The following is an 18,018-nucleotide window of genomic DNA, read 5'->3' as shown; positions in this document are numbered from 1 at the left end:
CCCACGACCGGGGGGTACGCGAAGGCTGGAACCAATAAAAATATTGGCACTGACATTCATCGACACACTATTGAGTTCTCAAAGAACACACGCACCAGCAGATCACCGAATCTGTTCAGATCTTCCGCTGGGCAACTGTTCCAGCCTAACCACGCTTCCAGGCGATGTCAATCGTTACCCTGGTCACTTGATCTTGGCCTGTCAGGCGCTCTCCGGCTCTTGCGTCCGTGTCGCTCTGACTTCCAATAAGTTACGCGCCGGATAACGCAACGTCAAATCGCCTGGATGCCACAGCATTCCCGCAGGTCAGCGCCACGACCGACGCGCCGGAACCGGCCTGAATCACACGAATGTGATTCAGGCCTCCGCTCCTGGATCAGGCTATCCGACGCACGCCCGCCATGTTCTTCTTTCCGCGACGCAGCACCAGCCACTGGCCGTGCAGGTAGTCGGTGTCCGACGGGGTCCAGTCGATGTCGCTGATGCGCTCGTTGTTCACCGAGGCACCGCCTTCGTTCACCGCGCGCCGTGCCGCTCCCCTGCTGTCGCACAGCCCCGAGGCCACGAGCAGATCGACGATGGTGTCGGGCTCACCGGGCGCGACCTCGGCGACCTTGCCGTCGATCGCGGTCTCGCGCAGGGCCGCGCCGAGCGTCGACTCGGGCAGTTCGCGCAGATCACCACGGCCGAACAGGGCCTGGCTCGCCAGTTCCACCGCCCGGGTCTCGGCTTCGCCGTGTACCAGGGTCGTCATTTCGGCGGCCAGCCGCTTCTGGGCCTCGCGTGCGAAGGGCCGTTCGGCGGTGGCCTGTTCCAGCTCGTCGAGTTCTTCGCGGCTCAGGAAGGTGAACCAGCGCAGGTACCGGACCACATCGGCGTCGGCGGTGTTCACGAAGTACTGGTACCAGGCGTAGGGGCTGGTGAGTTCCGGGTCGAGCCAGAGGCTGCCGCCGCCGGTGGACTTGCCGAACTTCTTGCCGTCGGCCGAGGTCACCAGGGGGACGGTGAGCGCGTGCACGTGCGCCCCGTCGACCCGCCGGTTGAGTTCGACGCCGGCGATGATGTTGCCCCACTGATCGGAGCCACCGACCTGCAGTGTGCAGCCGTGTTCACGGCGCAACTGCAGGTAGTCGTTGGCTTGCAGCAGCATGTAGCTGAACTCGGTGTAGGAGATGCCTTCGCCTTCGAGCCGCCGTTTGACGGTGTCGCGGGCGAGCATGACGTTCACGGAGAAGTGCTTACCGATATCGCGCAGGAAGTCGACGGTGGTGAGCGGCCCGGTCCAGTCCATGTTGTTGACGATCACCGCGCCCGTCGGCGAATCGTCCAGGTCGACGAACCGCTCGAGCTGGCCGCGAATGCGCTGAGCCCATTCCGCGACCGTGTCCGTGGAGTTCATGGTGCGCTCGCCCACGTCGCGAGGGTCGCCGATGAGGCCGGTCGCGCCGCCGGCGAGCACGATCGGGCGGTGACCCGCGCGCTGGAAACGCTTGAGCGCGAGCAGCGGGACGAGGTGGCCCGCGTGCAGGCTGGCGGCGGTGGGGTCGAAGCCGGCATACAGCGTCAACGGCTGCGCGGCCGCGGCTGCGCGCAACTCGTCGAGGTCGGTGGACTGCGCGATCAGGCCGCGCCAGGTCAGTTCGTCGAAGATGTCGCCGGTCACGAGGATCTATCTTTGCGCATCGCGTCGGCCGGGCGCACCCCGGTTATGTCCTCAGGTCCGGGCGCGGGTGATCCAGGCGGCCAACTCGGCTTCGACCTCGTCGCGGTCGACTTCGTTGAGGACCTCGTGCCGGGCACCGGCGTAGACCCGATAGGTGAGGTCGGTCAGGCCCGCGTCGCGGTAGCGCTGGACCAGCAGATCGCTCAATCGCAGTCCCGCGTTGAGCGGGTCCTGATCGCCGACCATCACATAGACAGGCAGATCGGGACGCACCACTGGCTTCGCCAGCCGCTCGGTGGCGACGGCCGCCAGCTCGCCCAGGTTCGTCGGGTCGATGGCGAAGCCACACCATGGGTCGGCGATGTAGGCGTCGACCTGGGCTTCGTCGCGGCTGATCCAGTCGGCGTCGGTGCGGGTCGGCTGGAAGCGGGCGTTGAAGAAGGCGGTCAGGTCACCGCCCGCCGCGGCGATCTCGGCGAACAGCCCGTCGACGGCGGTCGACCCGCAGAGCACGACGTCGTCGACGAGGTCGGCGTGATCGAGGATGTACTGCTGTACGGCGAAGGATCCGAGACTGTGGCCGAAGAGCGTCACCGGCAGGCCGGGGTGACGTTCGCGCAGGATCTCGGTGAGCGCCACCAGGTCGGCGACGAGCAGGTTCCAGCCGTCGGGGCCCAGCTCGCCCGGTACCTCGCCCATGCTGAGGCCGTGGCCTCGGTGATCGTCGGCGTAGACGGCGAAGCCGAGAGCGGACAATCGCTCGGCGAGATGGCCGTAGCGCTCGGAGTGTTCGCCCATGCCGTGGGCGATCTGCACGACGCCCTGCGGTTCGGTGTCCGACGGCAGCCAGCTGCGCACATGGATCTCGGTGCCGTCGGTGCTGGAAAAACTGAACACGGGCGCTCCTGGGATGCGATCTCGAACCGGTCCCTGATCGTCGCACCTACGTGGCGCGCGCCACAGTGGCTTCGCAGACGAGATCGGCGCCGACACTTTGTCTCCCGCGACCGAACCCACCATTCGGTCGCGGGACTGCCCCGAACACGCCGAGATCACCGGACTCGGTGTCCGGTGATCGTCAGCGTGTCGGGTTGTGGCTCATCGCGTCAGCGCGGTGATGGTGGCGCGGCGTTCGTAGGCGATCCAGGCGAAGATCGCGGCGAGCACCAGCGGGAAGATCGCCATTCCGGGCAGGTCGGCGATGAAGGCCTGGGTGGCGGCGGCGAGCACGGTGAGCACCGAGAGACCGGCGGCGGCCAGCGCGGACACGCGCGGCACCATGAGACCGATTCCGCCCGCGACCTCCGCGACGCCGATGAAGATGAGCAGCCCCAGCGGGATCGTCATGTTCGCCGGCGGGTTCTCCATGAGAATGTGCGGAATCACCAGCTTGGGGCCGCCCGAGGCGATGATGAAGAACAGGCCGAGCACGATCTGCAGGGTCCACAGGACGCGGTTGCGGATCTTGCCGGGGCGGTAGGTGGCGGCGGAGGTGGAGTTCGCGGAAAGCGTGGCGGTGGTCATCTTGTCGTCCTTCTGGTCGGTCGCGCTCGGTGGGTAGCGCGTTCAACTGATAGGACGGGCCGTCGCCGCAGAACTCATCGCTGTCGGCGAAGAATTTCGAAATCCCGGCTAGCTCACGGGTTTGGTGGCACGCGGACTGCGCCGGTAGGTCGAGACGGCCGACGAGCCGGGCAACCAGAACCGCCAGGGCACCTCGGCGGCCAGGCTCACCCCCACGCGTGGGCCCGAGGCGATCTCGGCGAGCGGCACCGGGGGCTTCAGTTCGAGTCGTACCTGTGAGAACGGGTCGAACAGCTCGGTTCCGTAGTCGGACAGGCTGATTCCCAGCGCACTGCCCACATTGCCCGGTCCACGTGCGAGGTCGGCGTCGGTGCGTGCGGCGGGCCTGCGTCCACGGGCGATCTCGGCGCCCTCGACCACTTCCCCGGCCCGGACGAGCACCGCGCACGCGACACCGTCGAAGCCTGCGGTCACGTTGACGCACAGGTGAATTCCGTACGAGCGGTACACATAGAGCCGCCCGGCGGGGCCGAACATCACCGCGTTGCGCGCGGTCGGTCCCGGCCACGAGTGCGCCGCCGGATCCGGCCACGGCCCGGTCGCATCGCTCCCGTAGGCCTCGACTTCCACGATGCGCATCGCCACCGGCCCCGACCTCAATACCGATCCGAGTACCCGGCACGCCGCGGCGGCCGGGTCGACAGCGAGTTCCTGAGCAGACACGACGCCCATTCTCACCCGCAACGATCCGCGCGAGCGCCACATCCCGTCAGCCGAGCAGGTCGCGACCCTCGTTCAGGCCGGCGAGTTTGGTCGGGTTGACCTGGAAACGCAGGTTCTGGATCCGGCCGTCGACCAGGTCGAAGGTGAAGGCGGCACCCGGCGTGCCCGCGAAGGTGATCAGTGCGCCGAGTTCACCGTTGATGTCGGTGGCGGCGAGTTCGGCGCCGGTCGAGGACGGTTTGGCGAGCACGCCGAGGATCCAGCGCGCAACGTGATCGGGGCCGTGCAGGGGGCGGCGAGCGGCCGTGACGATGCCGCCGCCGTCGGACCAGCAGGTCACGTCGGGAGCGAGCAGGTTCATCAAGGCGTTGAGGTCGCCGCCGGAGCAGGCGGCCATGAACTGTTCGGTGACGCGGGCGCGAGCGGCCTTGTCGGCGTCGAAGCGGGGGCGTCGTGATTGGACGTGGCTCTTCGCACGGTGCGCGATCTGGCGGACGCCCGCCTCGGAGCGGTCGAGTGTTTCGGCGATCTCGGCATGGGAGTAGCCGAACACCTCGCGCAGCAGGAAGACCGCCCGTTCCACCGGGGTCAGTGTTTCCAGTACGACGAGCATGGCGGTGGAGACGGTGTCGGCCAATGCGGTGTCCTCGGCGATGTCGGGTGTGGTGAGCACCGGCTCGGGCAGCCACGGACCGACGTACTTCTCACGGACGGCGCGGGCGCTGGTGAGCCGGTTCAGCGCGAGATTGGTGACGGTGCGGACCAGGTAGGCGCGGGGGTTGGCCACCGCCGACCGGTCGGTCTCGTGCCACTTCAGCCAGGCGTCCTGCAGGACGTCCTCGGCGTCGGTGACGGTACCGAGCATGCGGTAGGCGGTGGCGAACAGCAGCCTGCGATGGTCGACGAACGGGTCGTGCTCCTGCATGTGCTCAACCATGACGGACGAGATCGCGGGTCGCCGCGCCACCCTTGGACAGTTGCAGATCGACGGGGACCCGCTTGGTCGCCTTGATCGCCGGGACCGGGCTGCTGCTGACCATCTCCTTGTAGGTCCGGGCGGCCCAGCCGGTGAGGTAGAACCGGCCCGGTGTGTCGTCGGCGCGGGTGAACTGGATGACGGCGGCGCGGCGTCCGAGGCTGACGGGCTGGTGGAAGTAGCCGAAGCGGAAGGGACGCACGGTCTTTCCGCGCAGCTCGGCGGCGATCGCATCGGCGGCGTAGGTGGCCGAGGGCAGGCCGCTCTGGCAGGTGCCGTGGATCTGCCCCCACGGTTGACGGATCGCGGCGGCGTCGCCGATGGCGCGAATCGTGGGGTGCGACACCGACTTCAGTGTTGGCCCGACGACGATCAGTCCGCGTTCGTCCGTCTCGATCCCGGACTCGGCGGCCAGGGGTGATACGCGCACACCGCTGGTCCACAGGGTGAGATCGGTGTCGATCTGTCGGCCGTCGGCGAGGACGACGGAATCGGCGGTCACCTCGGTCACCCGCTGACCGATCTCCCGCACGATGCCGAGCCGGTCGAGCACGGTGTTCAGATAGGCGCGGGCCTTGGTACCCATCATGGCGCCGAGTTCGCCGGAGCTGACGAGGGTGACGCGCACGTCCGGGTGGCTTTCGGCGATCTCGGTGGCTGCCTCGATCCCCGTGAGACCACCGCCGCACACGGTGACGGTGCGGCAGGCCGCCACCCGGCGCGCGAAGTCGTGCGCGCGCCGGGGATCGTTCAGTGTCCAGGCGTGGTCGGCGACGCCGGGGACCACGGAGGTGTCGGTGCTGCTGCCGAGGGCGTAGATCAGTTCGTCGTAGGTGATGTCACCGAATCCGTCGACGTATACGCGGCGGGCGTCCGGATCGATGGCGATGGCGAACCCCTGGACGAACCGGATTCCGGTGCCGGCGAGGATCGTCGGGATGTCGTGGTGCGCCAACTCCTGACCGGCCGCGATCTGGTGCATCCTGAGGCGTTCGGTGAAGCGGGCCGACGGGTTGACCAGGGTGATGTGCACGTTCGTTTTCCTGGTACGGCGGGCCAGGCGGACGGCCGCGAGCAAGCCGGTGTAGCCGGCGCCGAGGACGACGATGCGATGCGTGGTGGTGGTCATGTCCTGCTCCTTTTCGGTGAAGTCGTGCATGGGACAAGACAGGACCCTCGAACGTGACAACCCACCGAAGTGACCCGCATCACAGCGGCGGAAAGTCAGGGTCCGAATGGGTGACGCTCCCGATGTGACGGTGGGTCGGGCAGACCTACCGTCGTGACATGCGAACTCTCCGCCGGCTCGTCCTCGGCAGCTGCGCGCTCGCGATCGCTTTCGTCACAGTGATCGCGAGCGTGGTGACGTGGACGTGGTCGTCGGCCGACGTATCGACGGTCGGCACAACAGAGTTCACGCGACCGCTGAATATCCCACCCCTGGCCGACAGCAGCATCGATGCCGACGGCACCAGGGTCTTCTCCCTCGATATGCGCACGGGGACAACTGAATTCGAGTCCGGTGAAGCCACCGAGACATGGGGATTCAACGGCAGCTATCTCGGGCCGACATTGCGTGCGAACCGGGGCGAGAAGGTCCGGGTGCGGGTGCGCAACGAGCTGCCCGAGGCGTCGACGACCTGCCGGTGATCGTGCAGGACGTGCGGCTGCGCGACGACCGGCTCGACGGCGCGCACAAGATCTTCCGCAATACCGGCTTCCTCGGCGATCGGACGATGGTCAACGGCACCCTCGACCCGTATCGCGAGGTGGGCGACGAGCTCGTCCGGTTGCGACTGCTCAATGCCTCGACCGCGCGGGTCTACACCTTCGCCTTCGACGACACCCGGCAGTTCGCGCTGGTCGGCACCGACGGCGGGTTGCTCGAGCGACCCGTGACTCTGGATTGGGTGCGGCTGTCGCCTGGCGAACGCGCCGAGATCGTGGTGCGGATGCGGCCGGGTGAGCGCACGGTGTTGCGCAGTGGTCAGCTGGATGTGGGCATGGACTTCTGGGGAAATCGGTTCTCCGGTGGTGACGACAGTTTCAACGTGCTCGAGTTGCGTGCGGCCGAGACCCTGAGGCCCTCGACGGCTGTCCCGGAATACCTCGCCGCGCAAACTCTTCCGAACCCCGAGGACTCGGTGACCGAACGGCGGTTCGAGCTCGCCGGTACGGCGATCAACGGAAGCGCGATGGCCATGGACCGGATCGACACCGTCGTCACCCGGGGCACCACCGAGACGTGGGCGGTGGCCAATGCCGACGGTCAGGCCCACAACTTCCACGTTCACGACGTGCAATTCCGGATCACCGAGTACAACGGCGGCCCACCACCGCCCGAACTGGCCGGCGCCAAGGACACCGTGTTCCTGCCGCCGAACACGACGGCGCGGCTGGTACTCCGGTTCGACGGGCCCGCCGATCCGGACACGCCGTACATGTACCACTGCCATCTGCTGTGGCACGAGGACCAGGGAATGATGGGCCAGTTCGTGGTCGTCGAGTCTGGTCAGGCTCCCGCGACACTCCCGGGTCACGAGCACTGACCCTTGCCGCGCTGCCAGTACGGAGTTAAATTCATCAGGTAGTGAATTCAACACTTGATGAATTGAGGCGACCATGTCGCGCACCGCATCATCACCCGCCGTCGAGGTGGTGGGTCTGACCGTCCGCCGAGGGAAACGCGCTGTGCTCCAAGGACTGGATCTACGGATCGAGCCGGGAACCATCACCGGGCTGCTCGGTCCGTCCGGATGTGGCAAGACCACTCTGATGCGCAGCATCGTCGGCACCCAGCTGGTGGAATCGGGCACGGTCACCGTCCTGGGCGAAGCCGCGGGTAGCGGCGGGTTGCGACGCCGGGTCGGGTACGTCACCCAGGCGCCGAGCATCTACGCCGATATCAGCGTCCGCGACAATGTCGCCTACTACGCGGCGCTCTACGGGCGCGACCGCAGAGACACCGAATCCGCCCTCGCCGCAGTCGGTTTGACCGATCACGCCGACCAACTGGGCGACCAGCTCTCCGGTGGGCAGAAGACCCGCGCCTCGCTGGCGTGCGCGCTGGTCGGCAGGCCCGAGCTGCTGGTTCTCGACGAACCGACCGTCGGCCTCGATCCGGTGCTGCGGGTGGAACTGTGGCAGCGATTCCGCGAATTGGCCTCGGCGGGAACGACCCTGCTCGTCTCGAGTCATGTGATGGACGAGGCCGAACACTGTGACCGGCTGCTGCTGATGCGCGACGGCGAGCTCCTCGCCCAGCTCAGCCCCGCCGAACTCCGGGAACGCACCGGCGAACAGAACCTCGAAACGGCGTTCCTCGCCCTCATCACGAAGGGAACGCGGGCATGAGCACTCCCTACACCGCGACCACCGGCCGGATCCTGCGGCAGCTGCGCAACGATCACCGCACCGTCGCCATGATCCTCGTCGTCCCGGCCCTACTGATGACGCTGCTGTACTTCATCTATCAGGACACACCACAGGCGCCACACGCACCGCTGACCCTGTTCGACCGGGTGGGCATCACCATGCTCGGCATCCTGCCGTTCATCGTGATGTTCCTGATCACCGCTATCGCCATGCAGCGCGAACGCACCTCGGGCACCCTGGAACGGCTGCTCACCACTCCCCTGCGCAAACTGGATCTGCTCGCCGGATACGGCACCGCGTTCTCGCTGGCCGCCGCCGCGCAAGCCGCCGTGGCATGTGTTGTGGCGTTCTGGCTGCTCGATCTCGAGGCGGCGGGCAGTCCGGGGTGGGTGATGCTGATCGCCGTGGTCGACGCGGTGTGCGGGGTGGCGCTCGGCCTGCTCGCCAGCGCGTTCGCGCGCACCGAATTCCAGGCGGTGCAGTTCATGCCGGTGATCGTCGCGCCGCAGATCTTCCTGTGCGGCTTGCTCGTTCCGCGTGACCGGCTGCCCGGCTGGCTGGAGGCGATCAGCGATGTCCTGCCGTTGAGTTACGCCGTCGACGCGCTCCAAGAGGTGTCGATCAATGCCGAACCCACCGCGACGATGTGGCGCGATATCGCCGTCGTTGCCGGGTTCGCGATTGTGGCACTGTGTCTTGGCGCTGCGACACTGCGCAGACGCACGCCGTAGCGGAGCACGGCGCGGAGCGGGTCCGCGTGTCGGTCGGTGGAGGAGTCCTGGAATGAGCGCGAAGAGATCGCCTGGCACACGGTCGGGGCGACGGCCGGGCAATGTCGACACCCGGGCGGCGATCCTGGACGCCGCCCGTGCGCGCTTCGCCGAGGCCGGGTTCGACAAGACCTCGATCCGCGCGGTTGCCGCCGCCGCGCAGGTCGACCCCGCCCTTGTGCACCACTATTTCGGCACCAAGCAGCAGTTGTTCGCGGCCGTCGTCGAATTCCCGGTCGACCCGGAAGCCACCCTCGGCATTGTGGATTCGGCGCCGCTGGACGAGCTCGGTGCGACGATCGTGCGCGCGGTGGTGGGGATATGGGACTCGCCCGCCGGGCCAGGCATCGTCGCCATGGTGCGCAGCATGCTCACCGGCGACGCGGACATGACGCGTACATTCCTGCTGAAGGTGGTGCTGGAACGGGTGCGCGTCCGGATCGCGCGACCGGACGACGATGGTCACGCCCGTGTGTCACTGGCGGCGGCCCAGATGATGGGTGTCCTGATCGCGCGCAAAGTGATCTGTGTGGAGCCGCTCGCCTCGATGCCGCTCGACGCGGTCGTCGCGGCGGTCGGGCCGAGTATGCAGCGATATCTGACGGGCCGGATCGATGCCGCTCAGCCGAACTGAACCGGCTCAGGATTCGGCGAGGAAGAATTCGTGTTCGGCGTCGGTGACGTCGCGAGCCTCGTCGATCAGCAGCACCGGGATGCCGTTGTCGATCGGGTAGGCGCGGCGCAGGCGGGGGTTGTAGAGCACGCTGGCACCGGCTTCGGTGCGCACCAGCTGCAGCGGGCCCTTGTCCTGGGGGCAGGCCAGCAGGCCGAGCAGGGTTGCGTCGATGGTGGATTCGTGCGCCATGGTGCCTAACCTACCGCGCCCGCCGGAACGAGATGTAGCGGTGTCCGAAGAAGCTGAGCACCGCGACCAGACCCATCACCACCACCGACGCCGGCTCGGCGGGAAACCCGAACGCCTTCACCGCGAGTTCCACGAGCACCACGTTCAGCACGAGCCCGCCCGCGTTCACGCCACAGAAGGCGACGAAGTCACGCAGGAGTCTGCCGCTCACCCGGAATACCAGGGTCCGGTGCAGGACGAAGGCCACCACCGTGCTCACCGCGTACGCCGCGACGACGGACAGGCCGGGGCGGTCGTCGCCGAGTACCTGCAGCCAGCACACGACGAGCACCATGCCGAGCAGCGTGTTGAACCCGCCGACGATCGCGAACGCCAGTTCCTGGCGCTTGACGATCCGCAGCAGTGGGCCCGGCGTGGCGAGCACGCCGTCGGCGGGGACCGCCTCGGTGGTCATCGCAGCGCGTCCGCGAGTTCGGCGTCGCCGTCGGGGATGGTTTCCGCGGCGGGCGCTTCCTGTTCGGGCTTGCGGCCGCGCACGTACAGCCACTGGAAGAACGCGAGCCCGAGCAGGCCGAGGCCGATCGCGGCGCCGCCGATCTTCCAGCCCGGCGGACGCCAGGTCAGTTCGAGTTCGGCATCGGTGGTTCCGGCGGGGACGTCGACGGCGACGAAGCTCTTGGCGACCACCTTGAACGGGATGTCCTTGCCGTCGAGACTCACCCGGTAGCCCGGCCAGCCCAGCCGCGCGAACACCACCCGCCCACCGTTTTCCGAGCTCAGCCGCACCTTGCTGGTGGTGTCGCTCTCGGAGGTGGAGACGGCGGTCGCGTTCTCGACGGCCGAGATGCGGCCGTTGCGGGTGGAGATCAGGCCGTCCTCGCGTTCGAGCACCGCGATGTACTTCTCGTGGCCGGGGTAGTCGACCCACTTCCAGCCCGTCGGGGCCGGTTGGGTGGCGGCGTCCGGGTAGAGGGCGCGGTGCAGGACCACCCGGTCGATGTTCATCAGGTCGACCACGGTCTTGCCCGTCGACGGCTCGACGGCGAACGCGCGCCGGTAGGCGTCGGGGCAGACGCTGGTGTCCCAGCGCATGCAGAGCATGTCGCCGAACCAGTAGTGCCCGTTCGGGGTGTAGCCGCTGACGTAGGTGCGTTCGATGTCCTTGGCGTAGTTGCCGAACACCAGCGAACCGTAGGCGCCGTCGAGGGTGCGCTCCCCCGGCGGGATCAGGGCACGGTCACCGAGTTGCAGCGTGGTGCCCGCGAATTCGGGGAACGCGGCGCGGGCGGCGGCCCGGTCGCTCGGCAGGTTCCAGCTCATGGGTGTCGGCTGGGCGCGTTCGACCTGGATGTAGGCGATGGGGAACACCGCGATGATCGCGAGGGCGACCGCGGCGGTCGTGCTCTTCTGCACCGCCAGCCACACCACGGCCGCACCGAGCGCCGCGAGCGCGAGCGCGGCGATGACGTGGGCGATCCAGTTGTGCGGGTCGGCCGAGAACGACCGCACCCACAGCAGTCCGATCAGCACAGCCGCCGCGATGCCTCGCGCCCGCCAGTCCTTGAAGGTCGCGAACCGGCCGAGCAGCACACAGACCAGCAGCAACAGACCGAGCGCGACCATCGGCAGCACCCGGGCCGGCCAGCGCAGCGGGCCGATGGTGCCGGGACCCGCGGTCCACATCAGTGCGGCGATCGCGAACACGGCGATGCCGGTGAGCTCGCGCCACGCACCGCGCGCCCGGTTCCAGTCCACGAACGCCAGTGCCGGAACGAGGAACCAGGCGATGTAGACCACCGGCATCGGCTGCACATAGCCCCACCAGGAGGTGAACGCGGGCAGTGTGGTGGGCAGGCTCGCGTTCAGCGACTCCGACCACGGCACGGTGAGGAACTGGTCGTTGTTGATCTGGGCAGTTCCGCGCCAGGTGACCTTCGCCGACAGCATGCTCGGCAGATAGGTGGCCAGCCCGGCCAGCGCGGCGAGGCCGGAGACGAACAGCAGCCGCAGCGTCGGCCGCCAGGTCCGCTGGTAGACGAGTTCGCCGATGGCGACCGCGCCGATCATCAGCCCGGCCTCGACCGCCGGGAAGATGTACTGCACCGAAATCGCCAGGTACAGATACACGAAAACCGGAATCGGGCCGCTGTTTCCGCGCGCGTAGCGCACACCCGAAGCCCACGCGTGCACCATCCAGGCGGTGCCGGTGAACGCCGTCATCCAGCTGGCCTCGTCGAAGAACAGCAGCCAGCCCGTGAACGGGATCGACACACCGGCCAGCGCCGCCCACTGCACGCGCGAGCCGTAGACCAGGCAGATCCGGTAGACGCCGAGCCCGAGGATGATCGCGAAGATCAGCTTCACCACGGTCGCGTAGAGCACGAGGTTGTCCACCGAGGGCGCGATCAGATCGATCAGCAGCTGCGGCGGATTCAGCAGGCCCGCTTCTTCGATGGCGTAGTTGCCCGCCATCCAGTGCTCGGGGACCATCACCGGCAGATCGCCGTCGCGCAGCCGGTTGCCGAGCATCACCCACAGCGGCACGTACTGCGATTCGGTGTCGTCGGTGTAGAAGTGCCGGACGTTGGCGAGTAGCACCGCGCCATAGCCCGCGATCACGCCGAGGGCGGTGATCAAGCCCCAGATGTAGACCGAACGTCGGGACGGGTTTCTACTTTCCACCACGAGCACCAGACCCTACAGGCATCCCCGCGTGACAGCTCCTCGCACAGCCCGATCCGGCACCGCCGACCCGTTACCGTGCGGTGTTAGAGTGCCCACACCCCTCGCCTGCCAAGACACCGAAAGTCGACCCATGCCGCTTCCCACCGCACATTCGTCCCGGTCCGGCGCTGTGCCACGCGCGGGCGCCGCCGAGCGCAACGGTTCGCATCCGGTGCATTCGGTGTCGGTGGTCGTCCCCGTCTACCGCGGTGAGGACACGATCGCCGCGCTGGTCGCCGAATTGGACGGGCTCACCGGGCCGAGCACGACCCCATCGGGTGCGCGGTTCGCGGTGGAAGAGATCATCCTCGTCCACGACAACGGGCCGGATCGCTCCGATGTGGTGCTGCAGGAAATGGAGGGCTCCTACCCGCAGGTGCGCGCGGTGTGGTTGAGCCGCAACTTCGGTCAGGACGCGGCGACCATCGCGGGCATGGCGGCAGCGCGCGGCGACTGGATCGTCACGATGGACGAGGACGGCCAGCACGACCCGGCCTTCATCGCCGACTTCCTCGACGCGGCACTGGCCTCGCGCGCGGATCTCGTCTACTCCAAGCCGTCCAACACCCGCCCGCACGGCTTCCTGCGCAACCTCACCTCACGCGGCGCGAAGATCGTGCTGGCCACCGTGTTCGCTTTCCCCGATTCCACCCGGTTCGAGAGCTTCCGGCTGATCCGCGGCGATATCGGCCGTCAGCTGGCCGAGGTCGCCGCCAACGGCGTCTACCTGGACGTGGCGCTCACCTGGGTTGTCGGCAATACGGTCTCGGTGCCGGTGGTGTTGCGCGCCGAGGGGCGCGACGAGTCCGGCTACAACTACCGTCGCCTGTTCTCGCTGTTCTGGAAGATGGTGCTGTGCAGCGGGACTCGCGGCCTGCGCCTGGTGAGCATGCTCGGTGTGAGCCTGGCGCTCGCCGGTGTCGCGATGGCCGCGTTCATCGTGGTGCAGGCGCTCACCCAGGACAATCACGACCCCGAGGGCTGGGCGTCGATCATCGTCGTACTGCTGCTGTGCTCGGGTGCCACCCTGTTCTCGCTCGGCCTGATCGCGGAGTATCTCGGTGTGGCCCTGCACATCCTGGTCGGTAAGCCGCTGTACCTGACCGTGCAGACCCCGACACCGCGCCCGGATACGATGCACGCGCCGGTCTCCAACCATCGAGTCGACGTCGCGGTGCCGGCAGCCGTGACGGACAAGGACCTCCGCGAGTGAACGACCGCATCATCTTCAGCAGGCCGTTCCGTGCCGCCGCCGAGCGCGCCAACCTGTCGGCCGTCTTGGATTCCGATCACAGCCACGGCGACGGTCAGTTCACCAAGTCGGCGACGGCCAAGATCAAGGCCATCACCGGCGCCGAACACGCGCTGCTCACCACGTCATGCACGCACGCGCTCGAACTCGGCGCGCTGCTGCTCGAACTCGGCCCCGACGACGAAGTGATCGTGCCGAGTTTCGCGTTCACCTCGGCCGCCACCGCGATGGCGCTGCGCGGGTCGACCTGTGTGTTCGTCGATATCGACGACGCGACCGGCAATATCGACCCCGCCGCGGCAGCCGAGGCGATCACCGAGCGCACCAAGGCGATCGTGGTGATGCACTACGGCGGTGTCGCCGCCGACATGGAACCGCTGCTGGCACTGGCCGCGCAGCACGGTGTGGCGATCATCGAGGACAACGCGCACGGCCTCGGCGGAACGTGGCGCGGCAGGCAACTCGGCACCATCGGCACGGTGGGCACCCAGAGTTTCCACGACACCAAGAACGTGCATTGCGGTGAGGGCGGCGCACTGCTGCTGTCGGACGAGATCCTGATGGGTCGCGCCGAGATCATGCGCGAGAAAGGCACCGACCGGGCCCGTTTCCTGCGCGGGCAGGTCGACAAGTACTCCTGGCAGGACATCGGTTCCAGCTACCTGCCCAGCGAACTCAACGCCGCGGTCCTCGACGCACAGCTGGCCGAGTTCGACACCATCCAGGCCGCTCGTCACCGGGTGTGGGACACCTACGCGGCCGCGCTGCCCGACTGGGCCGCCGCCAACGACGTGCGCCCGATGACGGTGCCCGCCGACCGTGGCCACACCGCGCACCTGTTCTACCTGCGGATGCCGACCGAGGACAGCCGCGACGGGATCATCGCGCACCTCGCCGAGCGCGGCATCGTCGCCCCGTTCCACTACATTCCGCTCGATTCGAGCCCGGCGGGGCTCAAGTACGGGCGCACTCCGGTGCCGTGCACGCGGTCGGCGCAGTTCTCGGCCACCATCGTACGGTTGCCGTTGTGGCCGATGCTCAGTGAGGCGCAGCTCGGTCGCGTCGTCGATGCCGTCACGGAGTACCGCGTCTAGGTTTCGGATACGACGCAGGCCGCCCGGTTTCGCCGGGCGGCCTTCGTCGTCGATGTGTCAGTTGCCGCCGAACAGTTCCGCCGCGGCCGCGTCGGTGAGCACCTCGTAGGTGTCGGTCTCGCGGTTGTAGATCCAGGTGCCGGGCCCAGCCTTCGGGTATCCGAACGCCTGGACCGCCGACGCCGACGGCCGGAAGCTCGTGCTGCGCGGGATCTCCTCGACCACATAGACCAGGTCGGGGCGCTGACTGCGATCGAGCGCGCGCATCGCCTCGGTGACATCGCCCGGTTCGATCCGGAACCCGTCGCGCACGCTCAGCACGGCCGCGGCAAGGGTTCCCGAGGGGGTCGGCAGGGCGAAGGCCACCTCGAGGTCGACCGGGGTGATGTCGTTGAGCACGTCGACGATCGGCTGGGTGAACACCGGGCCCCGGGCGGTGCGGATCACCGTGTCGCGGCGGTCGACGAGCCAGTAGTCGCCGTCGCCGTCGCGGCGGAACAGATTCTCCGTCGGCCACCAGGCGTCGCCCGCGCGGAACACCCCGCGCAGCCCGCCATCGGAGATGTCGCCGCCGTCGACGGCCTTGCCGAGCAGCAGGCCGGGCTCGTTGTCGGCGCAGCGCCGGGCGAAGCCGTCGTCGCCGACGAGGATCTGCTCGCTGACCGGGTCGTAGGCCACCAGTTCCACCGTCGCGGTGCCGGGAACCGGCCTGCCCTTGGCGCCGATCTTGGCGCCGGTGACATTGGCGAGCACCACGTCACCGTCGATGGAGGCGTAGAACTCGAGCACCCGCGCCGGCGGGAATTGTTCGATGGTCCTTCGCCACAGCCCCTTCGGCATACCGGAGCCGATGAACAACCGGATCGGATGGTTGTACCCGGCCGGGAAGACCTGCGCGTCGAGCAGATCGCGCAGCATGGTCCAGGTGTAGGTGACGACGGTGACGCCGTAGCGGTGCACCTCCTCGGCGAACCGGCCCGGGTCCATGTCCACCGGCCTGGCCAGCGCGATGCGGCTGCCGCCTGCGATAGCGCCACCGAGACTCACCAACAGCCCGGACGAATGGTGCAGTGGCGCAAGGCAGTACACAGTGTCGCGGCGGTCCAGGTCCGCGGCGCTCGCGGTGCCGAAGGCGGACAGGGCCCAGCGGTGATTGGTGATGTACTTCGCCTCGAGGCGATCGCCGGTGCCGAGCACCAGCACGAAGGCCAGTTCGCGGGCGAGGCCGGGGTTGGGCCGGTACCACGCGGGGACACGAACCGTGTCGGGGTCGATCTGCTCGAGGTCGATCACCCGGTCGCTCGTCGGCACGGCGAGCCGGCGCTGGTCTCCGCCGCCGAGCACGAGCACCCGGGCGTTCGTCCCGGCGGCGGCGCGCAGGTTCTCCGGGTCGGTGACGAGCGTCTTCACGCCGGTGAGTTCGATGGCCCGATCGAGTTCGGCGCCGGGGGCGAGCAGCACGGCGACGGCACCGAGTCGCGAGAGCGCGGCCACCGAGGCCAGCGCGCTCGGACGGGTCTCCATCACGATGCCCACCCGCATGGCGGGCCGGATACCGACCGAGATCAGGCCGCGCACCACATTGTCGACCCGCTGCTCGACGGCGGCATTGGTGTGCACGCGGTCGTCGAACAGGACCAGGTCCTTCTGGGGCGCACGCCTGGCGTGTTCGCTGAGCAGTTTGCCGAGGGAGATGCGGGTGTGCGGCTGGATCATGCCCAGGCGGGTCAGGCGCGGCAGTGCGCGCGCCGCCTCGCCCGCCATCTCGATGGAACCGCGGATCGTGCTGCCCGCGACGCCTTCCAGCGCCTTGCCGACCCCGGCGCCTGCCTCGGCGAGGCTGGCGGCGGTGTGCACCATGCGGGTGGCCGCCGTGCGCGGGGCGTTGCCCGGCACGTGCTCCTGCATCGGGGCGATGGTTTCGGGCAGCGGGCCGTGGCCGTCCATCCAGGCGATCCAGTCGCGCACCATCGGCCAGGTGTGATTGGTGGCGGTAGAACCGGCGACCAGCCCGAAATGACCCGCGACGAGGCTGGCCTCGTACACCTCCGCGTGCGGCGCCGCGCGCACGATGCCGCGGACGGCGGCAGGCTGGCCGATATCGTCGACCTCGCCGACGAAGGCGAGGATGGGGCACTTCAGCTCGGCGAGCGAGACGGGATGATCGCGAATCACGAAGCCGCCGAGCATCATCCGGTTGTGCGCGACGAACTGCTTGAGCAGGTCGGCGACCGCGGGCCCCGCGTATCCGACCCAGCCGTCGCTGTTGAGGAAGCGGCGCTGACGTTCCTTGGGCAGCAGCGCCTCCCGGTCGTGCAGCTGCAGCAGGAAGTCGATGCGCGACTTCGCCGTCTTCACCGGGTCGAGCATCTGGAAGCCGAAGCGCACCATCGATTCGGTGATCGGCAGCCGGTGCATCACGTGGTCGGCCAGGAAGTCGGCCACCTCCGACACCAGGCCGTAGGGCAGCCCGAACGGCATGCCCGCCACGATGTCGACGGGGCTGCCGAAGGTGACGATGGAGGCGACGCCCTTGCCGTAGCGGTAGGCGGTGGTCTGGTAGGCGAACATGCCGCCCTGGGAATAGCCCATGAGGTGTACCTGCGCGCCGGTGGCCTCGCACACGGTGTCGATGGCGGAGTTCACGGCCAGCACGTGATCGGCCAGGTCGCGTTCCCAGCCGCCCTCCTCGGTGGCGGGGGAACCGAAATCGATGACCCAGCAGTCGATTCCGCCCGCGTTCAGAATCCCGACGGCACCACCCGCCGCGTTCACGTCCCAGATGTCGGCGTTCACCATGAGCGGCGGAACCAGCAGCGCCACCGGACGGCCCGGCGTCGTGTCATCCGGGAAGTAGTGCCGCAGGCGGTACATGCGCCTGCGTTCGACGACCTCGAAGGGCGAGGACTCGACGTCGTGCGCCAGTCCGCCGAAGCGGATCACCTCCAGCCCGTTCTGCGCGGTAGCCAGCAATCGCTGCACCGACCCGACCACACCTTTTGGACTGATATTCACCGTTCCCACCTGACCCTACCGACTGTGATGCACCTCA

General features: G+C 68.2%; 17 protein-coding genes. 7 read left to right on the top strand and 10 right to left on the bottom strand.

The window, feature by feature from the left end; all coding sequences use genetic code 11:
* Positions 1-376: 376 nt before the first annotated feature.
* The 6 genes from tyrS to AB0F86_RS27130 form a co-directional block, all read right to left on the bottom strand.
* On the bottom strand, positions 377-1,663 hold the full coding sequence (gene tyrS / locus AB0F86_RS27155; protein WP_356987307.1) for a tyrosine--tRNA ligase: 1,287 nt from the start codon (positions 1,661-1,663) through the stop codon (positions 377-379).
* A gap of 51 nt (positions 1,664-1,714) precedes the next feature.
* The gene (locus tag AB0F86_RS27150) at positions 1,715-2,560 is read right to left on the bottom strand and encodes an alpha/beta hydrolase (protein ID WP_356987309.1); all 846 of its coding nucleotides are present in this window, start codon (positions 2,558-2,560) and stop codon (positions 1,715-1,717) included.
* A 201-nt stretch (positions 2,561-2,761) separates the two neighbouring features.
* Positions 2,762-3,187 carry a DoxX family protein gene (locus AB0F86_RS27145; RefSeq protein WP_181697775.1) on the bottom strand — a complete coding sequence of 142 codons (426 nt, stop codon included), beginning with the start codon at positions 3,185-3,187 and terminating at the stop codon, positions 2,762-2,764.
* A 108-nt stretch (positions 3,188-3,295) separates the two neighbouring features.
* Complete coding sequence (locus AB0F86_RS27140; RefSeq protein ID WP_356987311.1) at positions 3,296-3,919, bottom strand: DNA-3-methyladenine glycosylase; 624 nt, start codon at positions 3,917-3,919, stop codon at positions 3,296-3,298.
* A gap of 37 nt (positions 3,920-3,956) precedes the next feature.
* A complete protein-coding gene (locus AB0F86_RS27135; protein WP_220139268.1) occupies positions 3,957-4,835 on the bottom strand; it encodes an RNA polymerase sigma-70 factor in 879 nt (292 codons plus the stop codon).
* 4 nt (positions 4,836-4,839) lie between these two features.
* Complete coding sequence (locus AB0F86_RS27130) at positions 4,840-6,015, bottom strand: FAD-dependent oxidoreductase (protein ID WP_356987313.1); 1,176 nt, start codon at positions 6,013-6,015, stop codon at positions 4,840-4,842.
* Between the two features lie 158 nt (positions 6,016-6,173).
* Between AB0F86_RS27130 and AB0F86_RS27125 the strand changes: the two genes are divergently transcribed.
* From AB0F86_RS27125 to AB0F86_RS27105, 5 genes are all read left to right on the top strand, one after another.
* Positions 6,174-6,536 (top strand): multicopper oxidase domain-containing protein, encoded by a 363-nt coding sequence (locus AB0F86_RS27125; RefSeq protein WP_356987315.1) that lies wholly within the window; start codon positions 6,174-6,176, stop codon positions 6,534-6,536.
* Positions 6,533-7,435 (top strand): multicopper oxidase domain-containing protein, encoded by a 903-nt coding sequence (locus AB0F86_RS27120; protein ID WP_356987316.1) that lies wholly within the window; start codon positions 6,533-6,535, stop codon positions 7,433-7,435. The genes AB0F86_RS27125 and AB0F86_RS27120 overlap by 4 nt, the downstream gene beginning before the upstream one ends.
* Positions 7,436-7,508: 73 nt before the next feature.
* Complete coding sequence (locus tag AB0F86_RS27115) at positions 7,509-8,240, top strand: ABC transporter ATP-binding protein (RefSeq protein ID WP_356987318.1); 732 nt, start codon at positions 7,509-7,511, stop codon at positions 8,238-8,240.
* Positions 8,237-8,992, top strand: a complete 756-nt coding sequence (locus AB0F86_RS27110; protein ID WP_225282600.1) for an ABC transporter permease — start codon at positions 8,237-8,239, stop codon at positions 8,990-8,992. Before AB0F86_RS27115 ends, AB0F86_RS27110 begins: the two co-directional genes overlap by 4 nt.
* A 52-nt stretch (positions 8,993-9,044) precedes the next feature.
* Positions 9,045-9,665 (top strand): TetR family transcriptional regulator, encoded by a 621-nt coding sequence (locus AB0F86_RS27105; RefSeq protein ID WP_356987320.1) that lies wholly within the window; start codon positions 9,045-9,047, stop codon positions 9,663-9,665.
* Positions 9,666-9,671: 6 nt separating this feature from the next.
* On the opposite strand, the gene AB0F86_RS27100 is transcribed toward AB0F86_RS27105, so the two are convergent.
* The 3 genes from AB0F86_RS27100 to AB0F86_RS27090 are packed head-to-tail and all read right to left on the bottom strand — an operon-like array spanning position 9,672 to position 12,533.
* The gene (locus AB0F86_RS27100; RefSeq protein WP_181697768.1) at positions 9,672-9,896 is read right to left on the bottom strand and encodes a Trm112 family protein; all 225 of its coding nucleotides are present in this window, start codon (positions 9,894-9,896) and stop codon (positions 9,672-9,674) included.
* Positions 9,897-9,906: 10 nt separating this feature from the next.
* Positions 9,907-10,350, bottom strand: a complete 444-nt coding sequence (locus tag AB0F86_RS27095; protein WP_067499127.1) for a GtrA family protein — start codon at positions 10,348-10,350, stop codon at positions 9,907-9,909.
* The gene (locus tag AB0F86_RS27090; RefSeq protein ID WP_356987322.1) at positions 10,347-12,533 is read right to left on the bottom strand and encodes a hypothetical protein; all 2,187 of its coding nucleotides are present in this window, start codon (positions 12,531-12,533) and stop codon (positions 10,347-10,349) included. The genes AB0F86_RS27095 and AB0F86_RS27090 overlap by 4 nt, the downstream gene beginning before the upstream one ends.
* Positions 12,534-12,792: 259 nt before the next feature.
* On the opposite strand from AB0F86_RS27090, the gene AB0F86_RS27085 reads away from it, so the two are divergent.
* Complete coding sequence (locus AB0F86_RS27085) at positions 12,793-13,833, top strand: glycosyltransferase (RefSeq protein WP_225282608.1); 1,041 nt, start codon at positions 12,793-12,795, stop codon at positions 13,831-13,833.
* Entirely contained in the window at positions 13,830-14,966 is a 1,137-nt protein-coding gene (gene rffA / locus AB0F86_RS27080; protein WP_356987324.1) for a dTDP-4-amino-4,6-dideoxygalactose transaminase, read from the top strand. Before AB0F86_RS27085 ends, rffA begins: the two co-directional genes overlap by 4 nt.
* A gap of 57 nt (positions 14,967-15,023) precedes the next feature.
* Here rffA and AB0F86_RS27075 read toward each other — a convergent pair whose 3' ends face one another.
* The gene (locus AB0F86_RS27075; RefSeq protein ID WP_356987326.1) at positions 15,024-17,981 is read right to left on the bottom strand and encodes an AMP-binding protein; all 2,958 of its coding nucleotides are present in this window, start codon (positions 17,979-17,981) and stop codon (positions 15,024-15,026) included.
* Between the last annotated feature and the right edge of the window lie 37 nt (positions 17,982-18,018).

It is taken from the genome of Nocardia sp. NPDC023733, assembly GCF_040639775.1.
GTDB classification, from domain to species: Bacteria; Actinomycetota; Actinomycetes; order Mycobacteriales; family Mycobacteriaceae; genus Nocardia; species Nocardia rosealba.
This window is presented reverse-complemented; position numbering and strand designations above follow the sequence as displayed.